Source organism: Parabacteroides sp. HGS0025 (assembly GCF_000969845.1).
Lineage (GTDB): Bacteria > Bacteroidota > Bacteroidia > Bacteroidales > Tannerellaceae > Parabacteroides > Parabacteroides gordonii.
On sequence record NZ_KQ033902.1, the window covers coordinates 3,746,909 to 3,767,389 of the forward strand.

The following is a 20,481-nucleotide window of genomic DNA, read 5'->3' on the forward strand; positions in this document are numbered from 1 at the left end:
TTTCACAATTTGACGTATAATAATGTGCTAATGCAGATTCAAAACTGGAAATAAATAAAGGGTACATCCTCCAGCTTCGTTAAAAAGAAAAGGGCCATTACAATGCTGTAATAAACCATATACCGCCCCCAACGGGGAAACATATCTATTTGTAATACATGATCCTTATCACGCTGAAACCATTCGCACAAGAATAGCACCAGGATAAAAAAATATATTTTTTTAGGGATTAAAGCCAAAGACCAGTCTGCCACAGATGAGAAACTACATATCTTCGACAAGTAATCAAACGCTTGAGTGATCGTCTCCGAACGAAAGAATATCCAACCGACCGTCACCAGTATAAAAGTCCAAAATATGGATACGGCCTCGCCTGGCGAAGGCAAAACTTTGCCTTCGCCAGGCATATCGATATGCCTGCGATTTTTCTTTCCCAACAATAGAGGCAGGAACAACAAACCATTAAAAAACCCCCAAAACAAAAATGTAAGGTTTGCCCCATGCCAGAACCCGCTAAGCGTAAATATGATCAATGTATTACGAACACTCTGCCAACGATTGCCTCGGCTACCGCCCAAAGGTATATAAACATAATCCCTGAACCAGGTAGTGAGCGAAATATGCCAACGCCGCCAGAACTCTGCTATATCACGTGAGAAATAAGGCACATTAAAGTTTTTCATCAGGCGAATACCGAACAGCCGGGCCGTACCGATCGCTATGTCCGAATAGCCGGAAAAATCACAATAAATCTGAATAGAGAAGCAAACAGCGGCCAGAATCAAGCTAAGAGACGGCTTTGTGATATAGTCCGCATAAATCTGATCTACAAAAGCCGCACAACTATCGGCTACTACCACTTTCTTAAACAATCCCCATAAAATCTGCCGCAAACCATCAACAGCTGCCGGATAAGAGAAGATCCGCTCTTTATAGAATTGTGGCAACAACTGTGTTGCTCTTTCGATAGGACCGGCTACCAATTGAGGGAAGAAACTGACATAAGCAAAAAACGAAACAATATCATTCGTTGCTTCCATTTTTCCCTTATATACATCGATCGTATAACTCAATGCCTGGAATGTATAAAAACTGATGCCTACCGGCAAGACCAGACCGAGCGTACGGACCTGCAAGGATATTCCCAGCAAATGGGAAGCCTCCACAAAACTCGTTACAAAGAAATCATAATATTTGAAATAGCCCAGGATACCCAGATTAAATATAATATTGCCGACGCTAACCAGCCACGCACGGTTGTTAAACCAACGATCCGCTTTTCCGGAATCTTTTTTCCGGAAATAAGCGATCAGCCGGCCGGATATAAAACTCACCAGTGTAGTCAGTGCGATCAGGAACAAAAAACGAACGTCCCACCATCCGTAAAACAGATAACTGACAGCGACAATAAACAAATTCTGTAATTTAAGGTTCCTGCCGAAGACAAACCAATACAGTAAAAACACAATCGGAAGAAAGACCCCGAACTCCATGGAATTGAACAGCATATTACAATCTTATTTTCATCTCAGTTAGTAAAGAATCAACGTCATGCGCCAAACGGACAGAAAAAAGTTCTGCACCTTTATAATTCAAATGAACAGGGTCATAGAAACAAGAATTATCTTCGATCATAAAATCAGTATAATCCAACAAGGGTAGTCGACGAACAGAAGAGACGCTGTCTATCAACAAAAACGAATCTTCTATATTCGATAAATCCTTATAGGCAATCTGCTGTATCGGACTTTTGAACAAAACGACCTGTATCCCTTCTCCCTGACATTCATCCAAAAAACGATAAAACATATCTATACGTTTTACTCCCCTTTCAAAAACACGACTCTCTGATAAAAGCCCTAGTTCCATCATTTCCTGTTTCAGCAAGACTGCACCTTTTCTAAAAATAACATATTCATTTTTTGGCGAATCGATTTTATCTTTCAAAAAATTCAGCACAAGCTTGCTATTTCCCCTATATTTCATACCGGGAACATATAAATCGAAAAAAGAAATATCCATTTCTTCTGTCAGTTCAGAAAAGTAGGGGTCATTCAAAAAAATCAGATAATCTTCTTTTATGGAAGAGTAAGACATATGATATGCTCCCAGCCATAGAAAATCGATATTACACAGAATCAACCGGGGTTTTTTATTATTATGAGAACGATAAAGTTTCCATGCCACATCCGATATTTCAATCGGCCCCCCTGATACCCCTAAATTATAAGATTTCACATGCAGAATACTGTCTATTAACAATGGATCGACATGGCATCCGGCACGTGAATTACCGACAACCAGAACATCCGCTTCTATAGGATTATACAGCATGTTCCATCTTTTGTAAAGTATAGCATCGCTCTTTTTCAAATATTGACCGACTAAAAAGTCGTATAAACAAGTAACGATAACCAAAGGAAAAAGAAAAAGCAAACTATGTAACAAAAATTTTTTCATTTACCTTTTTTTATTCATTTACTATCCTCAGATTCTCACGAGCCAGCCTCGGATTCTGCGGAAGTGATTTACGAAAATAAGCTGTTGCCGTTTCTTTATTGCCATCCATCAATGACAATACACCCAGATTATTATAAGCGCGTCGATCTCTACCGGCCTGATTGAAGAAGTAACGGGCAGACTCTTTATCCCCCTGCGATAAAGCAGCAGCAGCGGCATTCAATTGGATTACAGCACACGATGGATAGGTGTAAGCAGCCAACTCGTATACTTCACGATATTGATCTGTCCCCGGACGGTACAGGGAAGCGGCACGGATAAAGTCAGTCAAAGCAACCTTTTCCGGTTGGCTGTAAATTTGTTCTATCAGGTCAGGATTGTTAACCGGAACAGTCTGCGACTCTGTCTCCACAGCCAGTTCCATACGCCGCAAGCGGCCGAAAAAACTTTTTTCAATGTCTTTATATACAGCTCCGTTATCCATTGCTTTAATTTGTTTACGGCGGTTATCAGGATCGTCGGTCAGCTGAAATATAGCTAGAACACGGCCGCTATATTTCTTATCCGATTTAGCAATGAGTTCTTTTAAACCGTCCCAATCCTCACCAACCCAATCGACTGTAACCAGGCCATTATCAGGCAAGTTGTATTGTTTCTGCAAATAGGCCTTGAACAGGATGGAACGGTTTCCGGCCAGGCGTTCATTTTCCTTCGTACTACCGTCGGGAGAAGCATATCCGGTAATACGGATTCTCGTTACACCACCGTTACCCGATTGTAAAAGGGGTTTCAGATGTTCTTCCAGTTTTGTCAGTTCAGCCCGGTTATTGCCGTATTTGGGATTGACCGATACGCCTCCTGCCGGATAATCGATATACACAGAAAGAAGTTGGGAAACCACCTTCGGAGCCAGTTCTTCATCCGGAGTGATATAATTGATCATCCGGTTGTAAACAGACTGGGCATCGATTTGCAATTGGGGGATCAGGATGCTTCTAGCCGGCAGTCCGGCCGGATCAGTAATATTACTATCTTCTCCCGAAGCTGCTTGCACCTGACTTGCTACTTCATAAATGTCGTTTGTCACTGCTTGTTCCTGTGTATGACAAGCCGGCAGAACGGCCAGCAAACCAAAGCCGGCTATTCCTTCTAAAATTCTTTTTCTCATGATTTGTTATTTATTTTATTATTTGGTTAACAGGTGGTATATTTTTATCATAAACAAATGAAAACAAATGATATTTAAAATGATATTTCCTTATATCCAGTATATTGCCTTTTATCAGATCGTATAGAGACATCTTAAAAAAATCAACCAATTCAACTTTTTGGTCTATCAAATGGCCTTCACTTTCTTCACAATCTGCAAATTTCATATGATACCAACAAAATCCGCCATACAGGGATAAGCAATTATTATGATGAAACCTTTCAATGATCCGATATTTTTTATAATAATCATTATATACGATTTTATACGTTACTTCTTTCGGGTCATACGTTTGATACATAGGGGAAAAAAAGGTATGATCGGATATCTGAAATATAAAAGTATCTCCAGAACCATTAAAAGCTAAAGAGGTACCTATATTTTCCTTGAATCCTGCTATGCCCCATTTACCATTTTTCTTAGACAAATTTATGCCGGATAAAATGGTCATACATTTTATCCGGCATACCTGTTTAAACAGGTATGCGTTATATTGTCTGAACACTGTTTTTTGAAATGGAAGAAAATCAATTAACCGCAAAAAAAACATATTGAAAGACATACCCAATATGATTCTGAATATTTCCAGATATTTATCTGCCATATATTCACCCAAAGTAATCTTCTGTTGCAACTCATTCCGATAAGCATCGCAAAGTCGCTTCAACCGGTCTGAAAAATAAATCTGGTCGGCATCTATTTTCACGGCATACCGGTAGCGGGCCTTCAATAAGGTATAATTATAATAATTACTTAACAAATGAACAGAATCTTCTGGAAGCCCCACCGCATATTGAAAGTCCTCTTTTGAAAGATTATGGGTATATACCGGAGGTGCATAGAAAAAAGTACGTATTTTATCCGGATATTGCAACCTTTTTTGTTCTACTATTTCCTCTGTTCCATCCGTACTTTCCTGATAGCAAATGATCAGTTCATCCAATGCAGCTATACAGCTATCGATACTTTGAGCCACCCAACGGGCTTCATCTTTTACACGCATCAAACCACTTACACCACAAAGACGCTCTCTCTCCAATTCGGACAAATCGACCATATAGTCGACCGGATTATAATCCCCTTTTACACATAAAGGACATGTACACGGAGCCTTTTTCATATTACTATACTTAGTGTATTAAATTTTATCTAGATCCCTGAATTGCTTTTGCCGGGAAATACCCCAAAAAGCAGGAGAACTCAACAGTTCCAGAAACTTCTCCGCACTACTACCTTTGCCAAAAGTATATTCCGGTTTTACCGCTATCGGCCCGATACCGGAGATAGCCGTCAGTATATGCTCCGGATCTTCGGGAACATTACAGATAAAAGAAGAACTGGCCCGATTCTGTTGACGGCTGCCGATATTGATACAGGGAACCCCGTAAGCCGGAGCTTCACGGACACCGGCACTCGAATTGCCGACAATAAACTCCGCATTCTTCAGCAACGATAAAAAATATTCAAAGCGCATCGAAGGGATCAGGCGGAAACGAGGATGTTTTTTTAACCGTTCATAGGTATCCAGTATTAGATGCGATCCCAAGTCGTTATTTGGATAGATCACAACATAATTATGTGTATCCTTCAATAAAGCCTCTACCAGCCGATTGACATGCAAGGCAGTTCGATCGTACTCCGTAGTTACCGGGTGGTACATCACGATAGCATAGTTATCATAAAGTATTTCGTAGTATTCCTTTACTGTAGTCAGAGCCGGTAGTTCATCGGAAAACATGACATCCATATCAGGAGAACCGATCACAAAAACAGACTCTTCCTGTTCTCCCATCTGTATCAAACGACACCGGGCTTTGTCGTTAGCCACAAAATGGATATGACTCAGTTTGCTGACCGCATGACGGATCAATTCATCGATCGTGCCTGACAATTCTCCTCCTTCGATATGGGCAACCAGGATATTATTTAAACTACCGGTGATAGCTCCCGCCAGAGCTTCCACCCTGTCACCGTGAACGACAATCAGGTCGGCCCGATTTTCTTTCAGATAAGTAGACAGCCCATCGATGGTTTTACTCAGGGTCAGATCCATTGTTGCTTCGGATGTGTGGTTCAGATACTTAAAAATTCTTTTACAACCACAACGCTCTACCTCCAGATAAGTCGATCCATACAAACTCTGCATATGCATACCGGTAACAAAAATCGAAACTTCAAAATCCGGATGGCTATCCAGTATCTTTATCAACGACTTCAACTTTCCGAAATCGGCACGCGTTCCGGTTACAAACAAGATACGTTTCATACTTTTTTATTTCTCAATCATATCATACAGTAACTGAACATCTTCATCGATATCCACAGTTGCTTTCTTCCCCAATATACTTTCATACGAATCGGCCAGGATACCATCCACGCCGGGACGCTTCACCCAAAGGTTCTCCCGAGTAAAACATTCGCCTTTTTTTACGGGACGGATCGTAACGACTGTTGCGTAAGCAAAATCGATCGTTATCTGTTCTTCCGGTAAAGGTCCTTTATGTCCGCCACGCATCGAATAGATCATACGGCTTTGCTCTATCAGTTCGCGTGTTGCCTGTTCATCCATCGAACAACAGATATCCGGCCCACGACGATCCATCCGGTCGGTAAAATGACGTTCTACAATCGAGGCACCCAGGGCAACGGCAGAGAGACAGGCCAGGTTGCTTGTCGTATGGTCGGACAAGCCGTATACATAACCGGGAAAAGCCTCCGCCATTTCCTGCATGGCTCCCAAACGAACCAGATTGGCCGGAGTCGGATAAAGATTCGTTGTATGCAAAAGAGCTACAGGTACATGATATTCTTTAAAAATATCTACCGCTTTACGAATACTGTCGATCGTATTCATTCCGGTAGACAATATCACCGGTTTATGGAACCGGGCGATATGCTCCAGCAAAGGATAATTATTGCATTCTCCCGAACCTATCTTGAACGCCGGTACATCCATCCGTTGCAAGCGATCGGCTGCCGCACGTGAAAAGGGGGTACTGATAAAGATCATGCCTTTCGACTGTACGTATTTCTGCAACGCGGTTTCATCTTCTTCCGAAAGTGCGCAACGATTCATTATTTCATAGATGGATACATCCGCATTGCCGGGCACTACCTGTTTTGCCACTCCGCACATTTCATCCTCTACGATATGCGTCTGATGTTTCAACACTTCCACGCCTGCACGTGCTGCTGCATCCACCATCTCGAATGCGGTCTGCAACGAGCCTTCATGATTGATACCCAATTCGGCTACGATCAAAGGAGGATATGCCGGTCCAACAGGCCGACCGGCTATGAGCAATTCGTTTTCCATATTATATATTGATTTGTTTTTTATCAATAATCCCTACAAGCTTTCTTTTTTGTACTAAAGCTCTGATTATGCTATTTTCAATACAGAAGCTACATCCTGTGCCAATAATCGGGTAAACCAGGCAGCCCCTTTACGGTTCAGATGAATATTATCCTTAAAATAAGAAGAATCGGAATTCTCCTCTCTTTCCGAATAATCCAGAAAAGGTATGTCAAAATGCCGGATATGATCAGAAATTAAAGTACGGGTAGATATTTCCCATTGGCTACGATAAGAACTATATACCGGACTATAAAAACAAATTACTATTATATTTTCCTGTCGGCACATCTGAAAAAACAAGTCAAGCGAACTGAAATCCAAAACAATTTCATCCAACGGTTTCACCTCTCTCATAGGAACTTTATCGTCCAGACAAATATAACCTCGCTCGTAAGACATTATATCGCGCCCATAACCGCTTCGTTGAATTCCCGTATATTCCTTGAGGCCTTTCGATAAAAAATGTCTGTGATGCCGATATTTCCATAAAGGGACCACTTTGTCGGCAAAAGTAAAACCGGTTTTTGATATTATAGTTCGCCAGGCAGGATCACTACACCAAGGCAGGTATTCAGTTATCCGTATAGACGGAATATTGGATATATCCAAAGTCGTCCAGTCCATACTCAACAAGATTACACAAGGTACCTTTTTTATATGCATTCGGTAAAGATGCCACGCATGTAAAACTGCATCCATTCCCCCATCGTTTAAACCCAGATTATAAGAATGGAACGGCAAATAAGTATCGAGGATTTCCGGATCGATATGACAAGAGGCACGCGAATTTCCCATAACTAGCAGATTACTCATGGAATCGATTTCACCGAATCGATTCCATTGCTGGTATACCAGCAATTTGCAATTTCTTAAACCTTTATCCGCCATATATGACAATAGGTAAAGTAAAATTAATAAAACAGGAATTCCACTTAATAAAAATAATATACAGAGCTCGTTTTTCATATAAGTTTCCTGATATTTTTACTGAGTTATTTCTATTTCAAATGCTACTGCAGGTAAACCGTCGCCGTTGACCAGATTGGCTTGACAGGGATATGCGTCGAATGCATAATGAACCCGGCAGGGAGACTGCACTTCCGGACAGGCGACAAGCAATTGCTCCTCCTCTATTCTTCCGTCGGCAGGATAAAATTTACCATCTGCTCCTGCCACCTTCATCGTCTGTACTGAAGCTCCGTCCGAGGTTTGCAACCCTGAAGCAAAATCGAACTTAATACGTATTAAGTTCTCGTGAAGCCATGCTTCACGAGGCAGAGGGCCGCATGGTACAACATCTTTCTGTCCGTATGTATAATGCAATGCCAGACGAGCGAGGCGTTCACCCATAGGTCGACGATTTTTAAAATGAACATTATCTTCAACCGATAAGTCGTAAGAGACAGCCATACCGACATAAGGTATTTTCTTCAGCAATTTACGCTGCGCCTCCCGGATTTCAGAATAATAATACTTTGTCCCTTTTCCAAATGCATTCTCATAATTCACGCCATGTAATTGCACATAATTAAAAGGAAAACATTCTCCCCAATCTGTCCGCCAACTACGAATCAACAGTTCTTGTAAACGTTCAAACTGAACTGAATCGTTCAACTGGGCGCTACTTTCACCGGCAAACCAGATACATCCGCGGATCGGATACCCTTTTATCGGACGGATACATACCTCATAGCAATAGCCGGGATGATACGGATGCAATTGTTCCTGTTCCGGTACACTTTTCCCTATATTCTCTATTGCCCGCTCTTTCATCCATTCTGTTACCCGACTGTTTTCATACCAGTTACTCAATATTTCGGGAAACTCCTGTTGTAAAACGTGCCGTTCAATCCAACAATATTCAGCTGTTCCTCCCACCGGATTGACAATCAGACCGACCGGAATACCCAAACGGGAAGATAATTCTTCCCCATAATAATAGGCAATAGCAGACAAATCTCCTAAAAAAGGACTACGACATTCCCGCCAACCTGTATACGATATATAACGGTACCGGTTTATACAACGGTTCACTCCCCAGGCCCATTTACCCGGATAAGTGGGAGCAAATGGATACAAACTGAAGTAACGGTATGGAACCCGATTATTCGGATCTCTATTTTCAGGTAGATAATTCCGCATAGTTACGACCATATTACTTTGTCCCGAACAAAGCCAGACTTCTCCGGCATACACATCTTTATAAACCAGTTGCTTTTTAGGGGTACTTACTTCCATCCGGAAAGGACCGCCGGGAAGAATAGCCTCCAATACGACCTCCCATCTGCCGTCAGACCGACAACAGGTTTGTTGCATGTGTCCGGCTATACGGACTGTTACCCATTCTCCGGAACAAGCCTGTCCCTGTATCCGAAGGGGTTTATTGCATTGCAAGATCATCCCGTCGGCATATAACGGTGACATTTTTAGACCTCGCACACGTTCTTTATTCACACACTTCAGGTTGAAATAAAATGGATAAAGCGTTCTCTTTATTATGCTTAACACTCGCCTGAGCATATCGGTTATTGACTATCTTGTTACTTGTTTATTTGAGATGCCATTGTAAATATTACGCCTTTTCGCTTCCTCTATCAAGGCAGGAGTAACGTCATATCCGGAAATAACCTTTTCAATTCCATCTCCCAGACTGAACACAGCTGTTGAATTTACCGTAATCACTTTATGTAAAGTAATCTCCTGCAACAGGAGTAATTCCAACGGACAAGGTGTATTTAGGATTTGTGCCGAAGGAAAATAAACGGAATAATCCGTTTTTTCATACGGATGAACTTTGATCAACACTTTCGATTCATCCTGACCGGCAAGCAACCTGCGATAAACCTCTATCTTATCCGATTCGGTAAAAACTAATGAATATTCACTAAAGGGTTGAGTCAACAGAAGTGTATCGCATGCTTTCATTAATTCAAGAGTGTTTTCTTCAAACATAAAAACATCCAGTATCTTTTTTTTCTTTGTCGGGCTTTTTCGTTGCCACAATGATTTTAAGTCGATTACTTTTGTTTTGGGAAGGATAATATCCGGTATGGGTAAAATACCGGTTAAATAAATACATTCAACACCATCCGCTAATCCGAAAGGAGGATATGTATCGCCATACATCCATCTTCTCCACCGCACTTTTTCTTTTTTTGTAACCTGATACTCCGGCTCCGTTACGGCTTCGTAAGAAAGTGTTCCATCTTCCAAATAAAATAGATGTTTAAACAGCCTTATAAATAAATTGGTGAAATGTAACCACCCCCCCAAATAAACAGGCAGATTGCGATTCCGTAATGCAAACCAATAGATTGTCAGCAAGGAAGCACAGCGGAATTTCCTTTTTTCAGATAATATCTTTGCCCCGGATATACGTTGTACGATAGATACCGGAAACTTTTCATGAAAGAAAAATAAAGTTTCCTCTTCCTTACAGGGAGCAAGTAAATAATATTGCAACAATGCATAGGGATTGGGGAGATAAACTATTGTCTTATAACGATCTAACAGATTCATCTTATTTATTTGATTTTTTCTTTATTATATTTATGACTATAATAGGCTACCATTTCAAAATCTTCCTGCGTATCGATATCCAGATAGCCGAACGAATGATCGACAATCAATGAATATAACGATTCCCCCCGGATACGACTTTTCAGGATCAATTCCCTATGACTGATATATAATAATCCGTTCTCAAAATAAAGCGGTTCCATATCCTGACTGCGTTGTCCGAATGTAAAGTTCCAGGGAATAAACCGGCCATCTGTCAAACGCCCCAGCTTACGAACTAAAGGAGATACCGTAAACAGGCTGTCGTATATACCAGTCTCTATCGTTTGTAATGCTTCTTCCATCATTCCATCCGGGCGAAGAGGATTCGTAGCTTGCAATAAGATCATATAATCGAACTCCTTCTGGTAGGAAAGGAGTTCGATTGCAGCATGCTGCAAAGCCGAATCGGTCGAACACCGATCGCCCGATAGTTCTTCCGGCCGTTCGATAACTCCTGCCCCATAGCGACGGGCCACTTCTGCGATTTCCTCATTGTCTGTCGATACATATACTTCCGTATCGGGTAGAACCTTTCGGGAATAAAGGATGGAATGAGCCAATAAAGGGATTCCTCCCAGGGGATATATATTTTTCCCAGGAAAACGTTTCGACCCGCCGCGAGCGGGGATTACTGTAACATATTTCATATTAATTCAGAGTTTGTCTTTCCTTCGTAGCGGAAGGAAGTAGTCGGTAGTTCAAGATTTGGTTTAATCTTTAGTAGATAGCAATGGTTCAATTATTGACAGATGTGAATGTTACTTTTCTCTTGAAAGAAAAGTAACCAAAAGTTCAAGGCTACACCGGCTTCGCTGCTACGGTGAAAGACTACGCTGTCGTCTGCGAACTCGCTTCGCTCAAACAGCGCAGCCTCCTGACGCTTCGTCTTTCCCCTTCGCGGACGCTCACCCGCCGAAGGCCTTTCGGAGAACGCGAAACGTTCTTTGGGGATGGCCGATACCGACACCTTTATAACAGGCTGTATCGGCAATCCTTAGAGGAAGCGGAGCTTCCTTGGAAAGGCATCAGCTGGCGAGCGTAAAGCGTAGCAGCCGGAGTGAGCGGTCGGAGCATCCGCTGTCTGAGCGAAGCGAGTTCGGAGGCGACAGCGAACGTAGGATGCGGAGTAGCGAACCAGGTGCAGCCTTGATCTTTTGACTACTTTTGGATCAAGCCAAAAGTAGGTTCAATATTTTCTAATTCAGATGTTAATCGACTATTCAAATTCGCGTAAAGCCTCCGGCTGCCAACCTCTGTAAACTGCAGCAAGCAGACGCAGGCGGGTATTACCGGTACTGGCAAGTACCTTTTCATCGGAGGCATAACGACGTAATTGTGTTTCTGCCTCTTGTATCAACGACTCTACCTTCGTTGTCGTATCGTCCCGTTTCAGAAACTTCAACTCTATAAGGTATGAATACTGCATATCCGGATAATTAGCCAGATTAGGCATTAAATAAAGATCAGAAAAACCGCGACCCGCTTCAAATTCCGGCCAGATGATAAAATAATCCGTCAACCCCATATAAGCCACCATTAATGTCTTAATGGTCGTTTCCTGATAGATCGCATCGCGAAGGACAGCTTTCTTATCTACTTGTTTGGCAAAAAATTCCAAGGCTGCTTCCCATTCTCCGAAATAGGCCATACGACGCATACGATCGGATAATTCCATAAACGGAAAAACGACCGATTCACGTTCTTTCATCGCTTCTACCAGGTAACTGTAAATCTGTTCGCGAACAGCCAGGTTGGGAACTTTCATTATTGTTTCTCCATACTCCACCCGGTCATAAGTCAGTAGACCGAAATAGTATAATAAAGAAACAAAATTACCCGGATCAGCTAGATTCTCTGCGGGAAAACTATCTTTAATCACATTCCCGTTCACCTCGCCGGTATCGATCAGGCGGGTTATAACCGAACGACCTTCTTCCTGCATCTTGTCGATACGGATAAAATGACGCAATTTACTATAATCCGTACGAATATTACGATCCAGCATATCGGAAGGAGGACGTTTTTTCTGCAGATAATTATTCAGAAAATAGAGAACCATGTCCGAATTATACATCGTCTGACCAATGCATTCTTTGGCAAAACAATAATTGTCGTACCAGGGCTTTATCATCCGGACAATATCATCGATAGGATCAGCCAGCATTCCTTCCGATTGATAATAAGATAGCATATCGAATAGTTCCGATTCGCTGAAACCTACCATCGAATTAAATTGCTCATCAGTCGTTATATTCGTCCCGATATTGAACCCACTCGTAACATCGTCCAACGTTACAGGCGACACACCGGTAATGAACATTCGCTTAACAGGTGCATCCGGCCCGGTAGTAATTGCTTTGACAATATTGAAAAATCCGCGATAAAAACCTGAATCATGTGTCAGGGCACGATACACATTATTACCCTCACTGGATAATATCGTATTGGTGAAATTATCATATTCATCGATCAACAGATAAATAGATACCCCTAGCATAGCGGCACGTTTACCAATAAAGTTCAACTGATCGGCTGCCGTCTTCAGTTCCCTGATTTCTTTTGGGAAACCCGGTTCAAAATACGAAGCATATTGATCGGCAAAACCCTCCATCTGAATTTTAGCATAACCATTGAAATTATCTTCCAACGCTTGTCCCGTACCACGAACGGCACTGAAATTGAAATATAGCACCAGATATTTTCCTTGCTCACCGGTAGGATGTTTACCGATGTACTGATTGCCGAATAACTCGTCAAATTTATCAGCATATCTCACATCATAGTAACAGTAAAGCATACTCAGGAATAAAGACTTTCCAAAGCGACGCGGACGGATCAAAAACAGGAAAGCTGCCGTCTTTTCCAAATCGTCAATATATCGTGTCTTATCTACATAATAATAATTTTCCGTAAGAACACGAACATAATCCGTCAATCCATAAGGTATTTTCTTTGCCATATCTTTCTTCATTCTATAATTTCACCTACTCTTTCGGGTAGTAGTCACACAAAGATAAATAATTAAACCGTATGTACTGTCTAATTTTAAATTCTTAATTTCAATTCTCAGGGTTCCCCCAGAAAGCGCCGCATCTGTTCGGTTTGCAGCGGGGTGAGTTTGCGCTGTCCTTTTATCCAACCGGCTTCTTCCAGGGCGGCAGATAGTTTGGGATTATAATTGATCCATCGTCTCAGGGCATTGGCGGCTGAAGCCGGTTGCAATGTCGGGTTATACAACATGGCGAGCTCTGTAAAGCCATACGTTCTGATCTCAAATTTCTTTTCTTCGGGATAATTGTCGGTGTTCATATCAGATATTATTTTATTGGTTTTATGTTTTAAATTTACAAAATAAACGCCATATAAACAACATCTTATCCCATTAAATTCAACGATATTTCATTATATTTTCCCGTATTCCATCCTATCCTATCACATCCCATTTTGCCCCTTCCCGCCTGTCGTACCTTTGAATTGTTATCGATAACCAACAATTATTCATTATTAGTTATTCATCATTAATTATCAAAGTTATGTCATTAAATTTTCATGTAGTAGAACGTCCCGATATGAGCAAAGATGCTGCTAAGGGAGATAAATTGTATTATGGACAGATCCGTTCGTTGAAAAAAGTCAGTTTTCAAAAGCTTTGCGACATGATCGCCATGCGAAGCACTGCTTTTATCGGTGATGTCATGCTGGTAGTCGAAGGCCTTCTGTCTGTCATGCAGGAGCGTCTGGAAGAAGGCGATATCATCCAGATGGGCCGCCTGGGTAATTTCCGCATGGTAGCCGGCAGCAAAGGAGCTGCCACTGTCGATGATTTCGACACTTCTCTTTTCAAGAATGCACGTATCGTGTATGTTCCGGGAACCATGTTGAACGACATTCGCAAGAGTGCTACGTATGAAGAAATTAAACCGTTATCTACCGAAAAGTCATCACCTTCTACTCCGGACGATGACAGACCGGTGATCGAATAATCCATATTATGCATAAAAAAGAATTTATCCAACAGTTTCTTCCGGCTGCACAAGCAGCCGGAGAACATTACAAACTGAATCCGGTCGTTATCCTTGCCCAGGCGGCTGTTGAAAGCGGCTGGGGCGAAAGCGATCTCTGCAAAGTGTATCACAACTACTTCGGTATTACCGGCTATGGCAAATCCAATATTTATTGGAATGGCGGTAAAACAGAACCGGGAGAAAAGTCGCATCTCCAGTTTCGTATTTACCCAATGCCGCAGCAGAGTTTCTTCGATTTTGCCCGGTTGATTACTACGGCTTATCCGTTCGCAGCCGCTATGAGTTATCATCCTGAAGCGTATGCCAAAGAGATTTCATACAGCCACTACATCAGTGAAATGAACGGCGACAATCGGACTGACTATCAAAAGATGCTGGTTAGCATCAGTACCTATATCACCGGTATAATGCCTGATATTACACATTAAACTATTCTTTATTATGAACACTTTAAAAGTTATCTTCGACTTTTTGTTATCCGTGACTCGTCTGATCTTTCGGGGAAAAGGGAGGCATCAATGCCATCAGCCTGAGCCTGGCGATAGTAGCCACACTGGCACTCTTTCTCCGCAACACGGAAGTGGCCCTGGCTGCCATCGGAACGATACTCTCGCTTTACCGGAAAACTCCCCCTCCCCCGAAAATATGATGGGATGGGCATTAATCGTCTGCGCAGCAAGCGGGTATCTGATGAAACTCCTGGCATAGAGTATTTAAACAGGGAAGGCATGCGGACAACGACATATCTTCCTTGTTTTCTATTCACGATAACGGATAAATTCCTTATGTTTCATTATACCCAATTTCTTTAGTAGTATCCGGAAACCTTCATCTGCCAGAACACGAAACTCCATCCACGAACGAGGAAATCTTAGCGTCCGTTTTTTTCTTTCAGAACCGATCGAAGAACAAGAGTTATCATTATGATAAACAAACGAGGGATACAGAGCATCAATGCGAATTCCTTTCCTACGAAATAAACTCCAATCGTCTGCAACCCAAAAAGGAGGTCCGGCTGATACAATCATATTTGCAGCTTGTCTGTTAATAAAATAAATTGTTGCAGATGCCGCCTTATATGTCTTATATATTTTATAATTATCTTTAACTGAAATACCTTTTCCCATATAATCGAAAAAAGCGAAATTCAATAAAACTAAAGGTTTTTTACTCCTAATATAACGAGCACTTATTTTCAATATATCATCATACGGCTCATTCCATTTAAAACCTATATCATCTTCAACAATCAGAGCAAACTCCTGATCTGATGCAAGTAATTTTTTATAACACTCTAAATGACTCAAAGTACAGCCAACCTCACCCAATAATAAATCATAAGACTGATAATTCTTACTTTTTTTGAAATCAAAATTTTCACTGAGTTTTTCTTTTCCGAGCTCTCTACCATCTACCGCATCTACAAACTCAATATCAAGATAAGCTATTTTACTTATTTCTTTAGTGATGTAAATCCGACGCTCTGTATCTTTCGGAAGGTTGATTACGTATGTTTTTATATATGTCTGCTCCATCCCGCTATATTTTATTCAAGTCCTTCAGATCTACTATTTTACGACAAACAGCCAATGACTCCGAACGATGGGAAATGACCAACAGAGTTAATCCGGGGCATTCTTCCGACAACCGGACAATCGCATCATTGATGGCATGCTCCGTCGTTTCATCCAGAGAAGAGGTTGCTTCGTCGAACATCAATATTTCTGCCTGTTTATACAAAGCGCGTGCAATACCGAGCCGTTGGCGTTGTCCGCCCGAAAGCATACATCCTCCTTCTCCTATCGGGGTATCCAGACCATGCGGTAAGGTTTTAATAAAACTATCCAACGATGCCAAACGGATTGCCTCCCCGACTCGATCCCTGTCGATTTCCACTCCATCCACTCCCATCGCTATATTTTCCAACAAAGTACCTTCAACCATAAATAATTGTTGGGAAACATAACCTATCTTACGCCTCCACGATTCCAATCTATCTGCCGACAGGGGAACATCATCCACATAAATACCTCCTGCATCCGGTTGAAGAAAACCCAGTAACAGGTGGAATAAAGTCGATTTTCCAGAACCCGATTCTCCACGAAAACCGATAAAGTCGCCTTTATGAATATCCAGGGATATATCTTTTAACACCTGCACCTCTTTATCATAAGAAAACGAAAGAGAGCGAATCGATATGACATCTTGAAAATCTAGTAGCTGTTGATCCAATACATGTATTTCTTTTTGCTCTGCTTCCAGGTCACTCAATAATTCGGAAGCAAATGAATTTCCTTTCATTTGGAATATAAATCCGGAACTGCGAACCAAGCCGGGAAGGACACGATAAACAGCTATCGCAAACAAACCTATTATCAGTCCCAAAGAGGGTAATTCAAAAAACCGGGTGGCCAGAATCAATACAACCAACGAACAAACAATTGCAATCTCCAATGCTTTTTGTAAAGATCCATTCAATAATAAACGCCGTACATTAATCCGATTTTGTTTGATCATTAAATCCTGAAAACCGCCGAAACTTTTCGAAAAAGAATGGCTCATTTCCATATCCGTATAGCCGACAAAGGTTTGCTGTAACAATTTTCCTTTCAAAGGAATTAACCGGAATAACATGTTTCCGTAAACCTCCATACGGGAACGGGAAAAACGATAATATATTGAGGTAATTGGAATAAAGGTTAACAAAACTAATAGAAAAACATAGACATTGAACAGTATCAAACCTACCAGAATAGACAACATAACCACACATTCACAAATCAATTGGGTATAAGGAACCAAATATCCGAGTATCAGATTATCTGAGATACCATTGACCTTATTGATCAAAGTTAGACTGTTATGTCGCTTGATATACAAAAAACCTTTTTGATAATAATAGTTATACAAATGCAGGGACAAATAGCTGGAGATAGTAAACAAACGCTTGTTCTGCATGTATAACAGCCATGTGCAGAACACTACCCGGACAATTGTAAACGACAGGATAGAAGCACAAATAAAAAACACAAAGGATGAAAAATCAGTAAACTCCCCCCATTGGTATATCCCGGATAAATATTCATTCTTATCGATCGTTTTTTCATCCAACACCAATAATAGGATGGGAAGTAATGCCCCTGTACCCAGCAGATCAAAAACAGACATAAGAAAAATAGTCATTCCTGTCATCCAGATACGCATTCTATATATCCGGGGTAACAGTTTGTATAAACGGATTATAACCGAAGGAATAAAAAATATCATGCTGATAAAAGTTTTTTGTTAGTAGTTGGTTGTAAAACTTGTTCGCTTTCGGATAAACTAAGCCATAATAAAAAGCAGAGATAAGCTCCGGAAGCAGTGATATACCCTTCAATAAGCATATGTACAGAAAACAAAATCATCATAGAACTTAACAATCCTCCTTTCAGTCCTGTATCCAACTCTTTGAAAAGTATATATATACCATAAGCAAAGGGTAAAAAAAATGAAAGAAAGCCATACAGTCCCATAGATGATAAAAGAAAAAGCCAACTGGTTCCCGGCTCTATCGTACCAGTATGTCGGTTTATCGTATGTTCGCTCTGAATATAATCCAGGTTAAAACTGGAAAATCCCACACCAAACAATGGGTAGGCGGTAAATTCGTCTATCCGGTCCTGCCAGATACCTTCACGGGAGGCTACAGTTCCCCCATTCTTCCTACTCGTTTCTGTTTTCTGACGAAGCCTTTCCGTATAAGGCCACCAGAGAGCTGATGTGGATACAGCCAAAAGAAGAATAAACAAAACCGCTTGAAGCATTTTGCCCATTTGGCGCCTGTATAAACGGATATAAAAGAAAGCCACACCGACTACTGTCGCAGCTAAAGCTCCCCGGGAACCGCTTAACAATAAAACCAGAAAACTAATGCCTATATAGGCAGATTCTTTATAAAGCTCCCGACGAGTTTCCGAGAAATGAAACCGGTAGAGACTGTATAAAATACAAATACCGGCTAAAGGAGATAACACCATCGAATGGGCAGTCAGTCCGCAAAATCCCGAATCATTGGTAACCTGGTCGGGAGCTATAAATTTCAACAGGAATGAAAGCAATACAATCCAACGAAGGACAAGTAAAGTCTGGATGAATAAAAGCCGTCGCATACGAATTAACCGGTTATTTACAAAAAAAGGGCCTACCATAAAAACCAGACTAAAAAAGGCAAACGTACGGGCTGAGACCTTAAATAAAGCCGGTATATCATTCAGCCAAATAGAGAAAAAAACCGCCGAAATAAAAAAAAGATATTTCTTATTAACAATTATCCCACCTCGGAACAGCAACCAAATGAAACACCCCAGATAAATACCATAATAGATTACATCGGGTAAAACCAGAAAACGATTGACACATTTGGTTAAAGAGGTCAAAAAAACAAGCCAGAAAAGTATCTTCTCCATTCCGTATATATAATCAACAAGGTTTGTTCTCAGACAACGATTCCTTTTGGGAATGCCGTATCCATACATTCAATGATTTACTCAACCCTATCCCCAAAAGTAAATCGACTACCAGCAATACATTTATATTACAGATATCTGCCAACCAGTTATTCAGGAGCAATAAACCGATCGTAAATACCAGCACCAGTTCTGTTGCCTGAAGATGTGTCAGGCCCGCTGCCAGGCATTTATGGTGCAAATGGTTCCGGTCGGCCAGAAATAGCGGGCGATGATGTATCGCACGCACGACCATCACCCGGCAAGCGTCGAACATCGGAATAAATAATAAGGTAAAGGGGATAACCAAGTTCTTTACGTCAGGCTCTGTTTCTGAGATATAAGCGGGAAACTTAATTATTAAAAATGATAACAAAAACCCCAACGATAAAGAACCGGCATCCCCCATAAACATTTTTGTTCCTTTGGAAGCACGCCCCCATATATTGAAATAAAGAAATGGAATCAGGCATCCGGCTGCCGAAAAAGCCAGCATCGAATACAACCATAATCCTTTCTGAAAAAACATCCAGCCTATCACAACAAAAGAAAAGGTACTCCCTCCGCCTGCCAAACCGTCTATGCCATCTATCAGGTTCACCGCATTTGTAATAAATACAATCAGCAGAATAGTCAACGGAACGCCAACATAAGCCGGCAATTCGTATAAACCGAATAAACCATATAAATTAGTCAGATAAAAACCGGATATGGGAAGTAAGGAAGCGACAAGAAACTGGGTAATAAACTTTTTGCGATATCGAACACCGATCAGGTCGTCCTCGACGCCTACCATGAACAGGAATAGACAGCCTGCCGACAAAAATAAAAACTCCAATAAGATATGTCCTGTTAATTGTTCATTCATCGGGAAACCAATCAGATGACGATAACCTACGACCAACGACATTGCCAGAACAATGGATGGAAAAAAAGCGATGCCACCTAAACGGGGTATTTTCTCTTCATGACTTTTCCGGCTATTAGGAATATCATACAACCGTTTTCGCTTGGAGACCTTCAGTATCTGCGGTAGAAAGATTGACGAAAATATAAATGACAAAATCAGACAAAGAAATATCGAGATTCTACTTTTCAACGGCTCGCCGTAAATAATACTCAAAACAGCTAAAAATGAGGATATTAACATGTATTTATTGTTTAAGTGTCTATATAACAAAGGTGGTCAGTCCCATTCCTACGGGCGACATACTAGTGCTTTTGTTTTTGACCCTTATTTATGGAATAAGGGTCATTGGGTTTAAATCACTATATTTCAGCATTATACTAGATATTATAATAAAAAAGAAGGCAAAAAGTAATTGCTTCACACAGTATGCATAATTTAAAATAAGTACAGGACAACTCTGATTCGGAAAT

The 20,481-nt window shown here is 41.1% G+C and carries 18 protein-coding genes; 2 read left to right on the forward strand and 16 right to left on the reverse strand.

The window, feature by feature from the left end:
• Positions 1–38: 38 nt before the first annotated feature.
• From HMPREF1212_RS14645 to HMPREF1212_RS14700, 12 genes are all read right to left on the reverse strand, one after another.
• Positions 39–1,508 (reverse strand): MBOAT family O-acyltransferase, encoded by a 1,470-nt coding sequence (locus HMPREF1212_RS14645; protein WP_028727960.1) that lies wholly within the window; start codon positions 1,506–1,508, stop codon positions 39–41.
• A gap of 1 nt (position 1,509) precedes the next feature.
• Positions 1,510–2,460, reverse strand: coding sequence for a hypothetical protein (locus HMPREF1212_RS14650; RefSeq protein ID WP_046149863.1), 951 nt, complete (start codon positions 2,458–2,460; stop codon positions 1,510–1,512).
• Between the two features lie 10 nt (positions 2,461–2,470).
• Positions 2,471–3,628, reverse strand: a complete 1,158-nt coding sequence (locus tag HMPREF1212_RS14655; protein WP_046149864.1) for a tetratricopeptide repeat protein — start codon at positions 3,626–3,628, stop codon at positions 2,471–2,473.
• 10 nt (positions 3,629–3,638) lie between these two features.
• Complete coding sequence (locus HMPREF1212_RS14660; protein ID WP_052349838.1) at positions 3,639–4,790, reverse strand: hypothetical protein; 1,152 nt, start codon at positions 4,788–4,790, stop codon at positions 3,639–3,641.
• Positions 4,791–4,808: 18 nt separating this feature from the next.
• On the reverse strand, positions 4,809–5,936 hold the full coding sequence (gene neuC / locus HMPREF1212_RS14665) for a UDP-N-acetylglucosamine 2-epimerase (RefSeq protein WP_046149865.1): 1,128 nt from the start codon (positions 5,934–5,936) through the stop codon (positions 4,809–4,811).
• Positions 5,937–5,942: 6 nt separating this feature from the next.
• Positions 5,943–6,986, reverse strand: a complete 1,044-nt coding sequence (locus tag HMPREF1212_RS14670; RefSeq protein WP_046149866.1) for an N-acetylneuraminate synthase family protein — start codon at positions 6,984–6,986, stop codon at positions 5,943–5,945.
• Positions 6,987–7,052: 66 nt separating this feature from the next.
• Positions 7,053–7,841, reverse strand: coding sequence for an SGNH/GDSL hydrolase family protein (locus tag HMPREF1212_RS14675; RefSeq protein WP_157317022.1), 789 nt, complete (start codon positions 7,839–7,841; stop codon positions 7,053–7,055).
• 171 nt (positions 7,842–8,012) lie between these two features.
• On the reverse strand, positions 8,013–9,482 hold the full coding sequence (locus HMPREF1212_RS14680) for a sialate O-acetylesterase (RefSeq protein ID WP_198293269.1): 1,470 nt from the start codon (positions 9,480–9,482) through the stop codon (positions 8,013–8,015).
• Positions 9,483–9,560: 78 nt separating this feature from the next.
• Positions 9,561–10,547: a glycosyltransferase family 52 gene (locus tag HMPREF1212_RS14685; RefSeq protein ID WP_052725009.1), complete on the reverse strand. Its 987-nt coding sequence runs from the start codon at positions 10,545–10,547 to the stop codon at positions 9,561–9,563.
• 5 nt (positions 10,548–10,552) lie between these two features.
• On the reverse strand, positions 10,553–11,236 hold the full coding sequence (locus tag HMPREF1212_RS14690) for an acylneuraminate cytidylyltransferase family protein (protein WP_028727955.1): 684 nt from the start codon (positions 11,234–11,236) through the stop codon (positions 10,553–10,555).
• A 569-nt stretch (positions 11,237–11,805) separates the two neighbouring features.
• Positions 11,806–13,548: an ATP-binding protein gene (locus HMPREF1212_RS14695; RefSeq protein ID WP_046150412.1), complete on the reverse strand. Its 1,743-nt coding sequence runs from the start codon at positions 13,546–13,548 to the stop codon at positions 11,806–11,808.
• 107 nt (positions 13,549–13,655) lie between these two features.
• Positions 13,656–13,898: a DUF4248 domain-containing protein gene (locus HMPREF1212_RS14700; protein WP_028727953.1), complete on the reverse strand. Its 243-nt coding sequence runs from the start codon at positions 13,896–13,898 to the stop codon at positions 13,656–13,658.
• Positions 13,899–14,122: 224 nt separating this feature from the next.
• Here HMPREF1212_RS14700 and HMPREF1212_RS14705 point away from each other — a divergent pair, with 224 nt between their 5' ends.
• Positions 14,123–14,572 (forward strand): HU family DNA-binding protein, encoded by a 450-nt coding sequence (locus HMPREF1212_RS14705; RefSeq protein WP_046149868.1) that lies wholly within the window; start codon positions 14,123–14,125, stop codon positions 14,570–14,572.
• 8 nt (positions 14,573–14,580) lie between these two features.
• Positions 14,581–15,042 (forward strand): glucosaminidase domain-containing protein, encoded by a 462-nt coding sequence (locus tag HMPREF1212_RS14710; RefSeq protein ID WP_046149869.1) that lies wholly within the window; start codon positions 14,581–14,583, stop codon positions 15,040–15,042.
• A 330-nt stretch (positions 15,043–15,372) separates the two neighbouring features.
• Here HMPREF1212_RS14710 and HMPREF1212_RS26355 read toward each other — a convergent pair whose 3' ends face one another.
• The 4 genes from HMPREF1212_RS26355 to HMPREF1212_RS14730 all read right to left on the reverse strand — a co-directional run bounded on the left by HMPREF1212_RS26355 (position 15,373) and on the right by HMPREF1212_RS14730 (position 20,251).
• Positions 15,373–16,149 carry a glycosyltransferase family 25 protein gene (locus HMPREF1212_RS26355; RefSeq protein WP_028727950.1) on the reverse strand — a complete coding sequence of 259 codons (777 nt, stop codon included), beginning with the start codon at positions 16,147–16,149 and terminating at the stop codon, positions 15,373–15,375.
• 4 nt (positions 16,150–16,153) lie between these two features.
• Positions 16,154–17,881 carry an ABC transporter ATP-binding protein gene (locus tag HMPREF1212_RS14720; RefSeq protein WP_046149870.1) on the reverse strand — a complete coding sequence of 576 codons (1,728 nt, stop codon included), beginning with the start codon at positions 17,879–17,881 and terminating at the stop codon, positions 16,154–16,156.
• Positions 17,878–18,765, reverse strand: coding sequence for an O-antigen ligase family protein (locus HMPREF1212_RS14725; RefSeq protein WP_157317026.1), 888 nt, complete (start codon positions 18,763–18,765; stop codon positions 17,878–17,880). The genes HMPREF1212_RS14720 and HMPREF1212_RS14725 overlap by 4 nt, the downstream gene beginning before the upstream one ends.
• Positions 18,766–19,075: 310 nt before the next feature.
• On the reverse strand, positions 19,076–20,251 hold the full coding sequence (locus HMPREF1212_RS14730) for a glycosyltransferase family 4 protein (protein WP_046149872.1): 1,176 nt from the start codon (positions 20,249–20,251) through the stop codon (positions 19,076–19,078).
• Positions 20,252–20,481 lie beyond the last annotated feature (230 nt).